Annotated in this window: 15 protein-coding genes; 2 read left to right on the top strand and 13 right to left on the bottom strand. The window is 37.1% G+C overall.

Features of this window, described 5'->3' with window-relative positions:
* Positions 1–270 precede the first annotated feature (270 nt).
* Positions 271–990 carry an MIP/aquaporin family protein gene (locus tag FFM71_RS06475; RefSeq protein ID WP_137611359.1) on the top strand — a complete coding sequence of 240 codons (720 nt, stop codon included), beginning with the start codon at positions 271–273 and terminating at the stop codon, positions 988–990.
* Positions 991–2,025: 1,035 nt separating this feature from the next.
* On the opposite strand, the gene FFM71_RS06470 is transcribed toward FFM71_RS06475, so the two are convergent.
* From FFM71_RS06470 to FFM71_RS06460, 3 genes are all read right to left on the bottom strand, one after another.
* The gene (locus tag FFM71_RS06470; protein WP_137611358.1) at positions 2,026–4,923 is read right to left on the bottom strand and encodes a glycoside hydrolase family 84 protein; all 2,898 of its coding nucleotides are present in this window, start codon (positions 4,921–4,923) and stop codon (positions 2,026–2,028) included.
* Positions 4,924–5,574: 651 nt separating this feature from the next.
* Positions 5,575–6,798: an ABC transporter permease gene (locus tag FFM71_RS06465; RefSeq protein ID WP_137611357.1), complete on the bottom strand. Its 1,224-nt coding sequence runs from the start codon at positions 6,796–6,798 to the stop codon at positions 5,575–5,577.
* Positions 6,791–7,687, bottom strand: a complete 897-nt coding sequence (locus tag FFM71_RS06460) for an ABC transporter ATP-binding protein (RefSeq protein WP_137611356.1) — start codon at positions 7,685–7,687, stop codon at positions 6,791–6,793. Before FFM71_RS06460 ends, FFM71_RS06465 begins: the two co-directional genes overlap by 8 nt.
* 108 nt (positions 7,688–7,795) lie before the next feature.
* On the opposite strand from FFM71_RS06460, the gene FFM71_RS06455 reads away from it, so the two are divergent.
* Positions 7,796–8,719 carry a DMT family transporter gene (locus tag FFM71_RS06455; protein WP_137611355.1) on the top strand — a complete coding sequence of 308 codons (924 nt, stop codon included), beginning with the start codon at positions 7,796–7,798 and terminating at the stop codon, positions 8,717–8,719.
* A 584-nt stretch (positions 8,720–9,303) separates the two neighbouring features.
* Here the strand turns inward: FFM71_RS06455 and FFM71_RS06450 are convergent.
* The 10 genes from FFM71_RS06450 to FFM71_RS06405 form a co-directional block, all read right to left on the bottom strand.
* Positions 9,304–10,656: an ABC transporter substrate-binding protein gene (locus tag FFM71_RS06450; protein WP_137611354.1), complete on the bottom strand. Its 1,353-nt coding sequence runs from the start codon at positions 10,654–10,656 to the stop codon at positions 9,304–9,306.
* Entirely contained in the window at positions 10,656–11,486 is an 831-nt protein-coding gene (locus FFM71_RS06445; RefSeq protein ID WP_137611353.1) for a carbohydrate ABC transporter permease, read from the bottom strand. The genes FFM71_RS06450 and FFM71_RS06445 overlap by 1 nt, the downstream gene beginning before the upstream one ends.
* Complete coding sequence (locus FFM71_RS06440; RefSeq protein ID WP_137611352.1) at positions 11,486–12,427, bottom strand: carbohydrate ABC transporter permease; 942 nt, start codon at positions 12,425–12,427, stop codon at positions 11,486–11,488. Before FFM71_RS06440 ends, FFM71_RS06445 begins: the two co-directional genes overlap by 1 nt.
* The gene (locus FFM71_RS06435) at positions 12,420–13,508 is read right to left on the bottom strand and encodes an ABC transporter ATP-binding protein (RefSeq protein ID WP_137611351.1); all 1,089 of its coding nucleotides are present in this window, start codon (positions 13,506–13,508) and stop codon (positions 12,420–12,422) included. The genes FFM71_RS06440 and FFM71_RS06435 overlap by 8 nt, the downstream gene beginning before the upstream one ends.
* A gap of 139 nt (positions 13,509–13,647) precedes the next feature.
* Positions 13,648–14,388: an SDR family oxidoreductase gene (locus tag FFM71_RS06430; protein ID WP_137611350.1), complete on the bottom strand. Its 741-nt coding sequence runs from the start codon at positions 14,386–14,388 to the stop codon at positions 13,648–13,650.
* 12 nt (positions 14,389–14,400) lie between these two features.
* Positions 14,401–15,036, bottom strand: coding sequence for an NAD(P)H-binding protein (locus tag FFM71_RS06425; RefSeq protein WP_137611349.1), 636 nt, complete (start codon positions 15,034–15,036; stop codon positions 14,401–14,403).
* A 9-nt stretch (positions 15,037–15,045) separates the two neighbouring features.
* Positions 15,046–15,456, bottom strand: a complete 411-nt coding sequence (locus tag FFM71_RS06420) for a cupin domain-containing protein (RefSeq protein WP_137611348.1) — start codon at positions 15,454–15,456, stop codon at positions 15,046–15,048.
* Between the two features lie 2 nt (positions 15,457–15,458).
* On the bottom strand, positions 15,459–15,782 hold the full coding sequence (locus FFM71_RS06415) for a carboxymuconolactone decarboxylase family protein (protein ID WP_171000492.1): 324 nt from the start codon (positions 15,780–15,782) through the stop codon (positions 15,459–15,461).
* A 193-nt stretch (positions 15,783–15,975) separates the two neighbouring features.
* Positions 15,976–16,191, bottom strand: a complete 216-nt coding sequence (locus FFM71_RS06410) for a hypothetical protein (RefSeq protein ID WP_137611347.1) — start codon at positions 16,189–16,191, stop codon at positions 15,976–15,978.
* A gap of 134 nt (positions 16,192–16,325) precedes the next feature.
* On the bottom strand, positions 16,326–16,772 hold the full coding sequence (locus FFM71_RS06405; protein WP_137611346.1) for a MerR family transcriptional regulator: 447 nt from the start codon (positions 16,770–16,772) through the stop codon (positions 16,326–16,328).
* Between the last annotated feature and the right edge of the window lie 35 nt (positions 16,773–16,807).

Here is a 16,807-nt window from a genome sequence, read left to right as displayed (position 1 = left end):
AAAATGCCCAAAAATATTCGGAATGTATGATACAATATTACACGTTGCTCATTATTTGATTTATTTTACTATTTATGTTAGTGAAAGTTGCTCCTTATTGGTGGGGCAATTTTTTTACGTGAATTTTAGAAAATATTCACTCATAAAAGACAAATTATTACGAATTTATACGATTTAACCCATTTCTGAGTGAATTTTAATATTCGTGTTTTGCTTGATAGTATAGGTCATGATGAGACAAATTAATTAAATTTAGGGGTAGTATTAATTATGCATTATACATTGTTAGTACGTTGTATCGCTGAATTTATCGGAACAGCTATCATGGTTGCCCTCGGTAATGGTTCAGTTGCCAACGTTGAATTAAAAGGAACAAAAGGTTTCCACGGTGGGTGGATTTTGATTGGATTTGGTTATGGTATCGGTGTTATGATTCCAGCCATGATGTTCGGACCTATCTCTGGCGGTCAAATTAATCCAGCCATGACTTTAGGTTTGGCTATGAATGGTCAATTCCCATGGGCTGAAGTTGGTCCATATATCATTGCTCAGATGTTAGGTGCAATCTTTGGTCAATTGTTGATTGTAGCTGCCTACAAACCTTATTACAATAAAACAGAGAATGTTGAAAGTATCCTTGGTACCTTCTCAACAATCGATGCTGAAAATAGTCGTATGAATGGTTTCATTAACGAATTTATCGGTACCTTTATCTTGGTATTTGGTGCCGTAGCATTAACTTCTGATCATATCGACCCTCGTGCCGACTTTATCGGACTTGGATTCTTGGTTATGTGTTTAGTTATTTCATTTGGTGGTCCTACAGGTCCAGCTTTGAACCCTGCTCGTGACCTTGGTCCTCGTATCTTGCATGCATTATTACCTTTAAATCCTAAAGGTTCTTCTCAATGGAAGTACAGTTGGGTTCCAGTTGTTGCTCCAATCCTTGGTGCTGTTGCAGCTGTTAAACTTTATGGACTATTCTTTTAAATAATGATATCTGTGAACAATCTGCTGAAAAAAGGCAGGTTGTTTTTTTATCCGAAAAGCTAAATGTTGAAAGTTTAGGTAAGTCTGCCGTTTCCAGAGCTGAGAGTATTCAATTGCTGCGCGGAACGGCTCGAGCCAAAGAGCGGTCTCGAGCCTCGGTTGAAGCCTCGCAAAACCCGCGAGTCTTCAACACGCCCGGTGGTGTAATTGCTAAAGCAATAACGCCACTTTCGCTGCAAACGAATACTCTCAGCTCTTCCAACTAGTTTTTTTTATAATAAAAATGTCCAATTGAGCTCTTTTGCTGTTTAAATAAATTGAATCTAGGACTGTCACAGCAATGTATATATCACTTTTTCGCCTTTCAACCTTCAGTTAGTAAACAAATTGTAGAATCCACTTCAAATCCCAGCTGATTACGACTGTTTTATTTAATTAAAATTAGATATGCAATTGCTTAAGTTCATATTTGCGATTCTTCTTTAAGATTTATTACACCTAGAGTTGCCGCAAATGTGGACTTTTTCATAGGTATTTATATCATTTGCTAAAAAATAAATAAGATGGAAAAAAGCCAACTTCAGTTAATAAGAGAAGTTGGCTTTTATACAAGTAGTCGACAAATTGTAAACAATGATTATACCAAATTATAAACTGTCAAGCGTCCTAATACTCTTCAGTTAAAAATTGAAAGGTGAAAAAATAATATAGCAATGGACTAGAGCTATTCATTTAAATAAGTCAGAAGTCTTAGTTTTATTGTTACGTCTATTAAAATAAACTAGTTGGAAGAGCTGAGAGTATTCATTTGCCGCGAAAGTGGCGTTAGGACTTTAGTCCTTACACCACCGGGCGTGTTGGAGACTTACCGGTTTTTGGTAAGGCTTCAACCGAGATTCGAGACCGCCTTTTGGCTCGAATCGTACCGCGCAGCATATGAATACTCTCGGCTCTGGAAACGGCATATTTAACTAACTTTCAACCTTTAGTTACTAAGGAGACGCTAGTCAAAACAATCGAGAAATATTTAAATAATTATTTATTACTCAATCCAAATTCATTAATTACAAAATCTGAAGTATTACTATCGATTACCAGCTTAATGCCGTCAATCGAGCTGCTCTCAACTTTTAAATTATTTAATGACTGATTACTTTCAGCTCGTCCTAATTCTTGCCATTTGTTATTTTGATGGACGTAGATAGTCCCGCTCACTTTTCCTGCTAGATAAACTGATTTGGCATCGGTTGCTTCAAAAGTCTGTTCAATTGTTCCAGTTGTTTGATCATTAGTTAATGTCCCAGTGAATGCTGTTTTAACCGTTCCATCGAACATGGCTTTAGAACTGGAATTATCGGTTGCTTGGATATTATTGATACTCAATCCTGTCTTGCCGAAAACAGAAATATTTCTAATTTGAAGCCAATTGTCTGAATTACTTGTCGCTGTGATGAAGATATATCTAGCCTTAATAGGCTGATTTAAATCTAATTGATAATTTCCCGTTGGCATCACTTCACCGATGGCGACTTTATCGCTTCCGTCAGCTGAATTTCCGGCATATATCGTAGCTGTTTTAAAAATATCACCTGATGTCGCATCATCTGAAACACCTTGATGGATGTTGATTCTTTGAATTTCTTGGGTTTCTTTCAAATCTACGGCAATTGTATCACCTGTTTTGACACTACGATTACTCCAAAATTTCGTATTAAGATCATTGTCATTCATATTGCTAGGAGCATAGTCACCATTTTGTGGGATATTAGTTGTGGCTTCACTAGCAACTTGAGTTGTACCAGCAATTAAAGCTTTTGTTCCTAAATATCCATCAACTGCTTGATTGGCTTTGGCGATGAACCTTTCAAATAAACCATCTCCAACCGTTGGTGTCAGTACCAATTCAGGCTTTCCAGTCCGATTATCTGGCAAAGATTTTTCATTAGCTAATTCCACTTGTTCATTAAGAGTGCTGAAATTAGCGTTCAAATTGTCAGTCTGATTACTCTTGATTGCATCCATGATTTCCACACCAGCAATCATCGCTTTCCCCCAGTGACCAGCGGCATTTATCCATGGCAAGGAATCATTGTAAAATCCACTTGTCTTCAGCTTCTGCAATGTCGTTGGCAAGTTGCTGATGATATTCAAACGGTCTAGCAAACCATTTTTGGCCTCTTGATAGGCTGGCGTACCGTATTCCGCTTGTTCAAATTTATTTATGAAACTTGAAAGAATTGGCGCATGTGTCTGATCTTCTTCAATTGCATAATTCCAATATTGATTCAAATCAACGAACTGTTGCATGGCAACAATAACTTCCGGTTCATCGCCAGCAAGTTCACGAATCGTTGCTTGTAAATTAGCATCCGGATTATATTTATCCGCATTCCACATGTAATCTCCATAACTAGATAATCCGATCCATGAAGCATATGGCTGTACCATCGGATTACTTGTAAAACCATCCATAATTTGATAAAGCTTCTTACTTCTACTTCTTATGGGATTAAGATACAAACGTTCCTGATCAGAATCATTTACTGGAAAGTTATCCCAAATAAAAATGTGGTCGGTATGATATGTCTTCTTAGCCTGTTCGACCGATTCATTAGTTATGTCGCCTGAAAAAACTCCTTCACCAGTCCATTGCAAATGAATGTCTTTATCTAGTGCTTCACCCTGAGCTTCTTTGAAAGGATCCTGCTTGGAACCGTTGTAATTCGTTGGCACTAACCAAAGATCCGGTAAATTATTTTTCTTGATGTAATCTTGTTGAACCTTGTTAACATAAAAGGCTTGGACATCTGCCAATCCTGACCAAGGATTATTGGGATAATTAGTTGTCGGATGATTTTTAAAAATTGCTGCATCGGCATCTGTCATCCCCAAAGGAATATCATCCAGAGCAATATAAAACTGTGTTACTCCGATTGACTTCAATTGATTTAACTTGGCAACCGTCTTATCGAAGTCTTCTTTACTAGAATATGTGATGTCATTACCAGGTGATAAGGTATAGACAAATTGAACATGATTCTTTTTAGCTGACACAATCAAATCCTTGATTTGATCGAGTTTTTCCTGTGGATAAAGTTCTTTCCAATTTTTCCGCAAGTAATCATCATCTTTAGGTGAGTAAATATAAACATTCATCTTATGATCACCCATGAATTTAAACAGATCTTTGCGAGCCTGTTGTGACCATGGTTCGCCATAAAATCCTTCAATTACACCACGAATTGACATCTGGGGTGATTCGGAAATATTAGCTTTGGATAAATCAGATTTTTCAGCGATTAGATTGTTTAGATGATTGATACCATAAAATAATCCCGTGGTATCTTTTCCTTGAACGACCAACGTTTTCTTATTATTAACTATGCCACTCTTGATCAAATAACCGTCGTCATTCAATTTTGCTGCTGTCGTTGCATCCATGTTTGCCAATTGTTTGTCGACCACTTTATCCCCGGCCAATCCAAAATATGCTTGGTCAATATTAACTTGACTGGTATTCATTGTGTCGGTAGTTTTTTGAATCGCTTGATAAGTCTGGGTATCCTCAACTGAATTACCGATAGTCGTCGTCACCGCCTTAGTTGATTTAGTCTCGATGGAATCTGTTGGTGTTTTATCAGAAGCTGAAGTGTCGGAAGATGCCTGTACTAGGTATTGGGCACTCACCTTGCTGGCATCACTAGTATCGTCTGTTACAGGCTCATTTGTTTCTTTGATGCCAGGATCGGTTGAATCCTTTGTTACCATATCAGTATTTTTCGTACTTGTGGAAACTGTCTCATCAGTCTCGCTAGCCCGAACTACAGTCGACGAGCTTACAAAAACTAACATTGCACCGAAAGTAGTCACTCCTAGTAAAAATAACCTTTGACTACTTCTGAAACCCTCATGTTGATTCTGTTTTGCAGACATATATTTAATACCCCTTCCCTTTATATCTGGAGTATACCTGCAAGTAAAACGCTTTTATAGACATTTTGTATAAAAAATACCACTATAAATGCAATTTAATATGCAAATATAATGGTATTTATTTTTTTGGGGGGCCGCCGGAGGATGCCAGAAGATTGTACCTGCTATGGGACCGGTTCGAGCCAAGGTCTCTCACCTCGATTTTGAGCTTCGCAAAAACCGCGAATCTCAAAATTCGTCCGTATTATAAGGGCTATCGCCCTCATAATACCTTCATTGCTGGTACAATCTTCTGGCATCCTCCGGCTAATGTATTTCTGACAACGGAACATTAGAAATACTGTTATTGCTTTAGTCCCTCTGAACATTACCTAATATGCTTACTGGGTAATATTCTACTTTTAAAAATTCCCAAATCATATTTCATCGGAATTGAATCATATACTTTTTTACTAACGAGAAATTAGTCGGAAGAGCTGAGAATATTTACCGGCTGTGGGTGTGGCGTTACGGCTTTAGCCGTTACACCACCGGGCGAGTTTGGAGACTTTCCGGTCTATGGAAAGCCTTCAAACCGAGATTCGAGACCGCCTCTCAGGCTCGAATCGGTCCGCATAGCAGGTAAATATTTCTCAGCTCTGGAGACGGCAACTATTTATTATATGAAAGTCCCCTCTTAAATCTCTTCCAGAATCCAGAATCATCGGTCTGTAACATTAATCCTTGATAGATTTTTCCAATATATCCGGCCAACAAGAAAATACTTAATGTCAGAATTACAATTGACAACACGATATCGAGAGCTGAGGCGTTGTTGTTGATAATTCGTAGCGGCATAAAATACGATGAGAAAAATGGGATATATGATAAAACTTTTACTACCATTGAATCGAGATTATTTTGGAATGGAAATGTTACGAAGAACGCCGCCAAATTCAACATTATTACTGGCTGAGCGGCTTTAGGAGCATCTTCTGACTTGGCTACCAACGCACCTGAAAAGGCAGCTAAAATTGTATAAATCACTACTCCTAATAATAAATAAACTAAATTGATACTCAAAAGGTTCTTCAATACTGACGTGATCATTGAGTGATATTGACTCATGAATGGCTTAGTCAATGATGAATTCTGGGCAAATATATACGCACCCCATCCTCCAACTAGATATACCATGACTTGTGCCAAAATCACTAATAATACTCCGAGAATTTTTCCTAAGAAGTACTTGAATGCTGTCGTACTGGAAAAAATAATTTCCATAATCTTGGTACCTTTTTCAGAAGCAATTTCCTGAGCTGTAATTGACGTGTAGGTATTCAGAATCATGTAAACCATGATAACTGTAATCCAGAATGAAATTTTCTTGGCTATATTAGCCGTCCCGGTCTTTTTATGAACAGTCTCTTTTAAAGTTGGCTGTTGTTGTAAACTCTTAATTTGACTGGCTGTTAATTGAGCGTTGGCAAGATTCAGTTGTTGCTGTGCCTGCATCAAATAACTATTGATCCGTGATTTGGTACCAGTTGCCAATGAACTTGTTCCGGTATAATGACCACTAATTTTTCCGGCAGAAACTTTCAATTCTAGATAGCCGGCCAATTTGTCATTATTCATTTTTTTTATGGCGGTCTGCTTGTCGGTGATTGATTTATTAACATCGTCCTTGTCACTCGTAATAAAACTCTTGCGTAACTGTGCCTGTGCACTGATTACCGCAATTTCATCACTGCTTGCACTACCACTTGCACCCAAATAACCAGCGCCAATTGATATGCCAAACATCAAGAACGGTCCCAAAATCAGTAGGACAAAACTCCACGACTTAACTTGTCGCAAAAATGTTTCCAGAGTAACGATCCAAAGTTTATTCATCTTTTTCACCTGCTTTCAAACGGAATATTTCATCCAAAGTTGGTGGTTGTTGACTAAATTCTTCAATATATTTACCTTGTGTCAACTCATCAAAAATCGCTTCACCAGCTGTTTCGTCGTCCAGACTCAAAAGATATCGTTGTTCCTCGTGACGCTCAACCTTAATGATGTGAGGCAATTTTTCCAACTGTTCTTTCGTCCAATTGGTTGTAACTAAAATTCTAGTTTTCCCAAATGATTGCCGAACTTCTCTGACTGTTCCATGTAAAATGACTTGTCCATTGCGCAACATAACTAACTTGTCACACAATTCTTCAACGTTTTCCATATCGTGACTGGAAAAAATAATGGCAGCTCCTTGTTCTTTGGCTGTCAAAATAGCTTGCTTCAACAAGTCGGCGTTGACTGGGTCAAGTCCACTGAACGGCTCATCTAAAATGATTAACTTTGGATTATGAATCAACGTACAGATTAGCTGAACCTTCTGCTGATTACCTTTTGATAGGCTCTTAATCTTATCCTTCTTATTTCCTTTAACCGCAAAACGTTCTAACCAGTTATCGATCTGTGGCCGAATTTTCTTTGCTGGCTGATTCTTCAGTCGTGCCAAATAAACAATCTGTTGCTCAACTGTCAACTTTGGCATCAAACTACGCTCTTCTGGCAAATAACCAATTTCATCAAAAACTGGTTCGGTTATCGCCTGATCATTCCACGTGATAGTCCCCTGATAATTGAGAAAATTCAGAATACTGTGAAATGTCGTTGATTTTCCGGCACCATTTTGACCAATTAACCCCATAATTTGACCGTCAGCAACATCAAATGAGACATCCTTTAAAGCTTGCAATGATCCGAAATTTTTACTAATATCTTGGATTTTGAGCATAAGCTTCCCTCCTATATAAATCGAATTATACAGTACAAAATATTTTTTTGCTTGAACGTTAACATCAGTGTTAGCATGATATTTAACATGTCTTGGGGGAGATTTTTTATGACAGACAAACAAAAGGGCTTCTTCTATGCGATTGCTGGTCCTGTTCTTTGGGGATTCTCTGGAAGTATTGCCCAATATTTATTTACGCAGGAAAGCATCCCTACACAGTGGATCGTAGGCATTCGCTTGATTTTTGCTGGTTTGATGTTGGTTATTTGGTGCTACTTCGTTGATTCCAAAGAATTATTTGCAATCTTAAAGAAACCACGTTACATCATACAATTGTTGGCATTTGGACTTTTGGGAATGTTACCAGCTCAGTACACATATTTTATGGCCATTAAATATGGCAATGCGCCTACTGCAACAGTTTTACAATTTCTAGGACCATTATTCATTATTTTATATATCTCATTACGAAAACTACAGCTACCTCGAAGAATTGATATAATTTCCATTTTCTTAGCCTTGTTAGGGACTTTTCTATTAGTAACGCACGGACACATTAATCAGTTAATGTTATCACCTGCAGCCGTTTTATGGGGTGTTGGAGCAGGTATTAGTCAAGCATCTTATACATTGCTACCACGAGAATTATTGAAACGCTTCGATGCCAGAATCGTAACTGGTTGGTCAATGTTGTTAGGAGGCATCGTCTTTGCACCCTTCGCCAACTTGAGTCATGTACCCACATTGACACCGACAGCTTGGATCTGCATCATCTTCATTGTCACCGGTGGGACAATGTTTTCATATCTGTTCTATTTACAAAGTCTCAACTACTTAACCCCAGCAACCACCGGGATGTTGAGCGCCTTTGAACCATTGACAGCTACATTTTTGGCAGTAACCGTTTTGAAAACACATGTCAGTGCAGCGGAATTAGCTGGAGCCTTGTTGATTCTAGGCATCACTTTCTTACAAGCATTACCACCAAACTTATTTAATTTAAGGCACTATCAAAAAAATCATTCCTCCTAATTTTTTTTGGGGCCTTAGATTTAATTAGAAATTTGCCGTCTTCAGGGCTGAGAATATTCACCTGCTATGCGGACCGGTCCGAGCCAAAGAGCGGTCTCGAACCTCGATTTGAAGACTTACCAAAGAACGGTAAGTCTCCAAATTCGCCCGGTGGTGTAACGGCTGAAGCCGTAACGCCACATCCATAGCAGGTTAATATTCTCAGCCCTTCCGACTAATTTACTTATGATGGTCAGAATAATTTCTTATGAATTAAGATTTTTAATTAAATTTTTAATTAAAACCAATTACAAAAAATGAGTTGTACCACACTTAAGAGAATGATTAAGTGTGATACAACTCATTTTTTTAGTTTTAATATTTGATGATTAATACAAATGCTTTAAAAATAATTAATTGTACTATCTAAATCAAAAACAAGTCAACAGTGCAAGTAGCGTTAGGACGGTGATTTTCCGTTCTTACGCTACAGGACGAACTTTGAGATTTGCGCTTTTTGCAAAGCTCAAAGTCGAGGTGTGAGACCTTGGCTCACGCCGGTCCGCACAGCAGACTATCGTTGCTGGAACCCGGAGGCGGAAACCCTACTTAAATCCGTTTGCCTTATTCAACTGTGTTAAATTATCGTTAATATTTTTATCAGCTGTATTGAGAGCTGTTTTAATATCACCGCCATTATAAACGGTTTCCATAGCAACTTCCTCTAATTGACGAGTTAATTGCATACCTTCCATCAAAATACCAGAGTTAGAGAAGTTAGCCTTGGCATGAGCTAACTGTTCTCCTGGTACTTTTGACTCAGGGTTTTTGGCATATAGCTCCTTGAGGATATCAGTTTTTTGTGAATCTTTGTTAAGGGCTAAGTAACCCGTAGACTTTTGCCATTGAGCTTGTACTTCTGGCTTCAATGTATACTTGATAAATTCAAAGGCTCCACGTTGGACGTCCTTAGGCTTGTCATTTGAAATCCAAAGAGCTGCTCCACCAATAGAAACACCGTTAGCTTTTTTGCCATCAGGATGTGGGAAGTATGTGATGCCCAGTTTGTTCTTATTACTCTTACTTAACTGACCCATACTTGCTGATGATTGAATGAAGATTCCGACCTTATCAGAAAGGAAACCAGCAGTTTGGTTGGCTCCGGCATTAGCACCTGAACCATAATCAATGAAATCTCCAGCTTTAATATTTTCTTTGATCCAGTTCAAAAATTCTACTGTATCAGGGTTGTTGACATTAACCTTTGTTGGGTTACCAGTGTGACCATCATTATTGTTAGCCAATTGTCTGTTGGCATTAGCTAAAGCTTGTTCTAGGAACCAACCATAAACTTGAACAGTCATACCTTTAACTTTGTGACCTGACTTCTCGTATAATTCTTTGGCAACACGAGTGATGTCACTATATGAAGGTGAAACTGGAGGTGGTGTGATTCCGTATTTTTCTAATAGGGATGCATTGAAATACAAGACCGGTTGAGAAGTATTGAATGGCATAGCTTGTTGCTTACCATCATTGGCGTAGAAAGCTCTAGCAACCGCCGAAATCTTGCTTACATCATACTTATCTTCATCAATGAAGTTTTGAACTGGTGTTGTATAACCACTGTGTAACATTTGAGCAGTTGAAATATCAAATGCTTGGAAAACTGCTGGTGATGTACTTGTATTGTGAGTTTGAAGAATCTTTTGAATCGCTTCATCATATGATCCTTGATACTTAGGAACAACTTTGTATTTATTTTGTGATTTGTTAAAACCATCAACCACTTTTACCAAAGCTTGTTCAGAAGGACCACCCATTTCATGCCAGAAAACTACCTCTGTTCGATTATCTTTAACCGCAGATTTAGCTGAAAGAGCCTTACCAAAGACGGCAATTAAGACAATCCCCAAAACTAAAATCAACGGCAACGCTAATTTTTTATATTTTGACATTATTTAACTGCCCCCTCATTCATACCGGACTTGAAGTAATGTTGACCAATGAAAAGCACAATAATCGTTGGAATAACGATAATGGCAGCACTAGCTTGAATCATTCCCCAGTCATTAAAAGTTTCCTCTGACTTCAATTGTTTCAAACCATTTTGAATAACACGAGAGTTATTACTGAATGTTGTCAACATTGGCCAGAGATATTGATTCCAGGCACCCAAGAAACTATAGGCACCTAATGTAATCATACTGATCTTGTTATATGGCAAAACTATTTTCCAGTAAAATTGGAAGTGATTCAATCCTTCAATATCTGAAGCTTCTTTCAATTCGGCTGGTGTTTGCATAAATGACTGACGAAGCATGAATGTACCGAAGGCTGATGTTAGAAACGGAATAATCAAAGCTCCAAAGTGATCTAGTAAACCCATTTGTTTGATTGTCGCAAAGTTAGGAATGATTTCTGCTTCGAAAGGCAACATCATTGTAACTAGGAACAATGTGAAGAAAGTTTTTCTAAATCTAAACTTGAGAAATACGAAAGCATACGCACTCATTGAACAAAAAATTAATTGTGCAATCATCGTAACTGCAGCAATAACAACCGTATTACCGAGATAACGTAAAATCGGTGTTCTTGTAAATGCAGCTACATAATTATCAAGTGAAACATTGGTACTAAACATATTACCTTTAGCAATCTCCATTGTTGGCAAAAAACTAGTCCAAATTCCAATAAAAAATGGTGCCAAGATGATTACAGCAAGTATGGCCATTAGAACATAACTAAAAACACGCTTTAAAACAGTTCTCTCATCAAGACTTTGCATTAGTAGTTCACCTTCTTTTCGAGGAATTTAAATTGAAGCAACGTGAAGAAGGCAATAATCACTGTCAAAATGATAGCTTCTGCACTTGATTTAGAATAATTTCCACTGTAAAAGGCATCTTTATAAATTCGATAAACTAACATATTAGTAGCGTTTGTAGGACCACCCTTGGTGATCATATCAATTAAACCGAAACTCTTAAATGAGCCAATGATAGTAATCGTAGAAACGAAAAATAGTGTTGGTGAAATCATTGGAATTGTAATATGGAAAAATTGGAAATTTGATGAAGCTCCTTCAACATCAGCAGCTTCATACAAAGTATTTGGAACTGATTGGATAGCACCTAACAAAATCAAAAAAGTAAATCCAAGATTCATCCAAACTGTTGTAATAATAACAGCCCACATAGCACTAGTAGGATTAGTTAACCAATTCATAACTGGTAAGTTAAACCAACTGCTCATGAGTGCGAAGAAACCTGTAGAAGGATTGAAAATGAAGAGCCAGAAAATAGCAGCAACAGCCACTGAAACACCCATAGTAACTGAATAGAGTGTTCTAAAAATAGCTATTCCAGGTAATTTTTGACTAGCCAAGTTAGCTAGTAGTAATCCTAAAGCTACGGTAAAAAATGTTACCGCAAAAACATAAAATAACGTCACAAACAAACTAGAAATAAAATCTGGTGAAGAAATCAAGTTAACATAATTCCCTAGCCCTACATAAACCGTAGTATTACCAAGTGTATTAGTTAAAAAAAGACTGATATAAAGCGTTTTGAGCATGGGATAAAAAACAAACAATCCCAATACTAATAAAGATGGACCTAAGAAAACAGCTGCATAATATTTATCCTTCGCATTTAACCGAAAGCTGTGGCGATGTGTGGCATTAACCTTTTTATCCGGAATAGCGTCAGTTGTCGAAGTCTTAAGCATTGACTACATCCTCCGCATTTCTAGTAATGTTCACCCCGTCACCATTGAATAACAAGACTTTTTCAGTAGCTGAAACCTTAATAGTGTCATAGGCCTTGAAATCAGCGTCACTGGAAACTTCTACGGCAACTTCCAAACCATTATTACTCATCTTGGCATAGACAATCTTCTCATCACCCAAAAATTCAATTGATTTAACTGAGGCATTAGCATGCAACTCATCAGCTTGTTCAATTACCAACTCATTAGGTCTGATTCCGACCTTGAAATTATCAGCTGGAACTTGTTGATCAATATTCACTTCAAAATCATTGTTAACATTGATTCTACCGTTGGAAACTTTTACAGCCGGTAAAATATTGATTGGTGGAACTCCAAAGAAACTAGCAACAAATTCATTGGCTGGATACTTGTAAATTTCAGCAGGTGTACCAATTTGTTGAACTTTGGAATCATGTAAAACCATAATGTGGTCTGCCATAGTCATAGCTTCAACTTGATCATGAGTAACATAAATCAGTGTTAAACCAAGTTTTCTTTGAAGTGCATAAATTTCTTGACGCATTTTAATTCTTAATTGAGCATCAAGGTTAGATAGTGGTTCATCCATTAAACAAATCTTGGCATCACTAGCAACGGCACGAGCCAAAGCAACACGTTGTCTTTGACCACCAGAAAGTTCACGAGGTTTTCTATCCTTGAGACTTTCAAGATTAACCATCTTCAAAGCTTCATTAACACGTTTTTCAATTTCAGCTTGAGAAGTATTTTTTCTGGCTTTTAATCCAAAAGCAACGTTGTCCCAAACATTTAAAAATGGGAAGAGCGCGTAACTTTGGAATACCATTGTTAGATTACGATCCTTAGGTGGCAAGTCATTGACAACTTTATCGTTGATTCTGATTTCACCATCACTGATTTGTGTTAAACCAGCAATCATTCGTAACAGTGTACTCTTACCGCAGCCTGATGGACCGACGATTACAAAGAATTCCCCTGTTTGAATTTCGGCATTAATATCGTTCAACACCGGTTTTTCTGAATCGTAGCTCTTGGTAATATTCGTTAATACTGTAGACATTATCTAATCCCTCCAAATAAGTCATTGCTTATATTACGTTTATATTATGGAGACGTGATGTATATATATAATCTATTTAATGTAAAAAAAGTGTAAAAAAAATAGACCATTTTCACGGTCTAAAATTTTGTATTATAAGTTACATTTGTTTTGTTGGATAAATAGTGAACTCATTAACGTTAACATCAGCGGGTTGATCGACGGCAAAATTAACCACACGAGCAATGGCTTCTGGAGAAATACCAACTTGTTCATAGAACGCATTCATATTTTTCTTTGTATCTGCATCCGTAATTGTATGCAAAAGTTCAGTATTTATTGCAGCTGGATATAACGTAGTCGTCCGAATATTAGTACCCTCTTGCGCACTTTCCATTCGAATAACTTCCATTAAATTACGAACTGCAAATTTAGTAGCACCGTATACACCTGCACCCGCAAAACTCTTAATTCCGGCAACAGATGAGGTTGTAATAATATGACCTTGCTTATTCTTCACAAAATCAGGCATAACTGCGGCAACACCATTCAAGACACCCTTAATATTAATGTCAATCATGTTATTCCACTCTTCTGTGTGTAAAGCACTGATAGGTGAACTTGGCATGATACCGGCATTATTAAAAATAACATCTAGTCCACCAAATTCTGATTTTGCGAGTGATACTAAATCGGAAACTTCCTTTGCATCTCGAACATCAGTTACTTTATAAGCAGCTTGTCCACCGGCTTTTTTAATATCGTCAACAATTGCTTGCAAACGGTTTTCACGGCGAGCACCAAGAACTACTTTAGCACCATTCTTGGCTAATAATTTAGCTGTGGCTTCACCGATACCACTTGATGCACCTGTAATTACAACAACTTTATCTTTAATCATAAACTACCTCTTCTAATAAAACGATGGTTTGTCCCACTCAGTATTGGGCTCAACTACACCGATATTTTGTTGACTATATAGCGATGGCTTTTTAACAATATCAGTAATCAATTGTGCCACTGCCTGACGTGTTACTTGAGTCCCCTTGTAAGGCTGACCTTCGGGAACAATTTCATATTTTGTATTATTGTCTTGATCATATAACCAAGACATTCTCAAAAATGTTACATCTAAATCTGGGTCACACAACGTAAATGATGCTTCTTTTATATCTGTATAATCGCCAATCATTCGCGCATTCCATTCACCAAATTTTCCGGCAACTTCATCGAAGATTCCTAGTCCACCGGCTGCGATCAAACGTTTAACACTAGCTTGTTTCATTGCGGCAACAATTTTTTTCGATACCGATGTATTAGGAACCGTAGCCAAATAAACTAAATCTTGTCCTTTTAAAGCAGCTACTAATTCTTCAGTATTATTCCAGTCACCATCAATGATTCCGGCTTTATTTTGAAATTTTTTCAAACGACGATTACCATTACGAGCAAATAACGTTAACTTAGCATCCGTTTGTTCCAATAAATCAGGAATTAAATACTGACTAATTTGACTAGCGGCACCTAAAATTAAAACTTTTTCTGCCATCTTTACCTCTTATAATTTGTTATATTCAGCATCAGTAACTTTTTCAAGCCATTCTGATGTACCTTTTGTAATTGCAACATGGCTGAACCAACTGTCCTTAGTTGCTCCGTGCCAGTGCTTAACGCCTTCTTTGATGACAACAACATCACCTTGTTTCAATAGTTGAGCTGGCTTGCCCCATTCTTGATACCAGCCTTCGCCACCAGTAACCAAAAGAATTTGGAAACCATTGTGGTGAATGTGCCAGTCGTTACGACATCCCGGTTCAAAAGTAACGTTACCAACGCCAAAGTCGATATTGTCTTCAGGACTTACTAAACCTTTAAGGTAACTTTGTCCGATAAAGTATTGTGCGTATGCATCATTCTTGTCACCAACGGGGAAAACTCCGTTTGTCTTTAATTCTTCATTTTTTGCCATAATTATTTTTCATCCTTCCAAATTTCTTTAGCTCTATTAAATGCGGACCATGCCTTAGGCCAACCTGCGTAGAAAGCCAAATGTGTAATTTCTGCTACAATTTCATTTTTAGTAATACCGTTTTTCTTACCAATTTTTAGATGAGCATCTAATTGCTCAATATTTCCTGCCGAAATAATACTTGCGATTGTAATAAGAGAACGATCATGCGCAGAAAGTTCAGATTCCTTACTCCAAACTTCTCCGAATAATACATCATCATTTAATTCTGCAAATTGTGGAGCAAAATCTCCTAACATATCGTGTCCTGCTGTTTGTTTTGCCATAATCAATTCCTCCTTGACGATTTCTATTAAACTACTTAAAGTTAACTTTAAGTCAAGGGCAATTCAAAAAAAATAGAGAAAATTCAACGATGTTGAACTTTCTCTTCATATTTTTAATAGTCAATCGAAAGATACAATGTATTTAGCCGCATAATATATTAAATGTATATTTATGACTGTACTTATTATCCTTTTATTCTTTAAATTTGTTTTTTCGGTATGGCAAATAATCATAAAAAAAAATATCAACCGGTATTGAAATAATTATTAAAATAATTGCCAATGTTGTTCCCTGTAATGAATAGTTTTTATGAGTTCTTTGCATTAATAACATATTTCCCGTTAATATAAAGGCAATAGATTGAAAAATGAAATAGACAATATGATTTTTAAAAAAATTAATTTTCATTATGTATATCTCCCTCTCCTATTATAAATAAATTTGTATAATACAATACCCCTCAAATTACAGATAACAATAATTACTGTAATTTGAGGGGTATTTATGTAAACCAAATCTATGGTTGATTTATAACATATTAACTATCGCTCTTCCAAATACCCATGATTCAAGCTCTGTAAGTATTCAGAAAACTGCTCACTATCTTCAATATGACCGCCCATTTTACCTTTGTACCAATCCAACTTATCATTCAGAATAGTCCAACTATCCTGTAATTGTTGAAATTCGACTTCAAAGTTTTTTCGAACTTCTTCAAGCAATTCGATTCGTTGATTAATTGTCGAATCACCTTCAGCACGTAATTTAACATAACGTTTCAGCTGCTCAATGGTCATCCCGGTACTCTTCAAATGTAATAAGAAACGGACCCATTTGGCATCCATATCGGTATAGTAACGCACCCCATTATCAGTTCGATGAGGCTTGATAAGTCCCTCTTTTTCATAATAACGAAGCGTTGGGCTATTCAATCCGACCAATTCGGAAAAGTCACCAATCCGGTATCTTTTTTCAATTTCTACTGGCATTATTTTTCACCTCTACTTAAAGTTGGCTTTAAGTG

Source organism: Companilactobacillus huachuanensis (genome assembly GCF_005404815.1).
Classification (GTDB): Bacteria; Bacillota; Bacilli; order Lactobacillales; family Lactobacillaceae; genus Companilactobacillus; species Companilactobacillus huachuanensis.
Note: the sequence above shows the minus strand (reverse complement) of the source record. Positions and strands in the feature narration are given on the sequence as shown.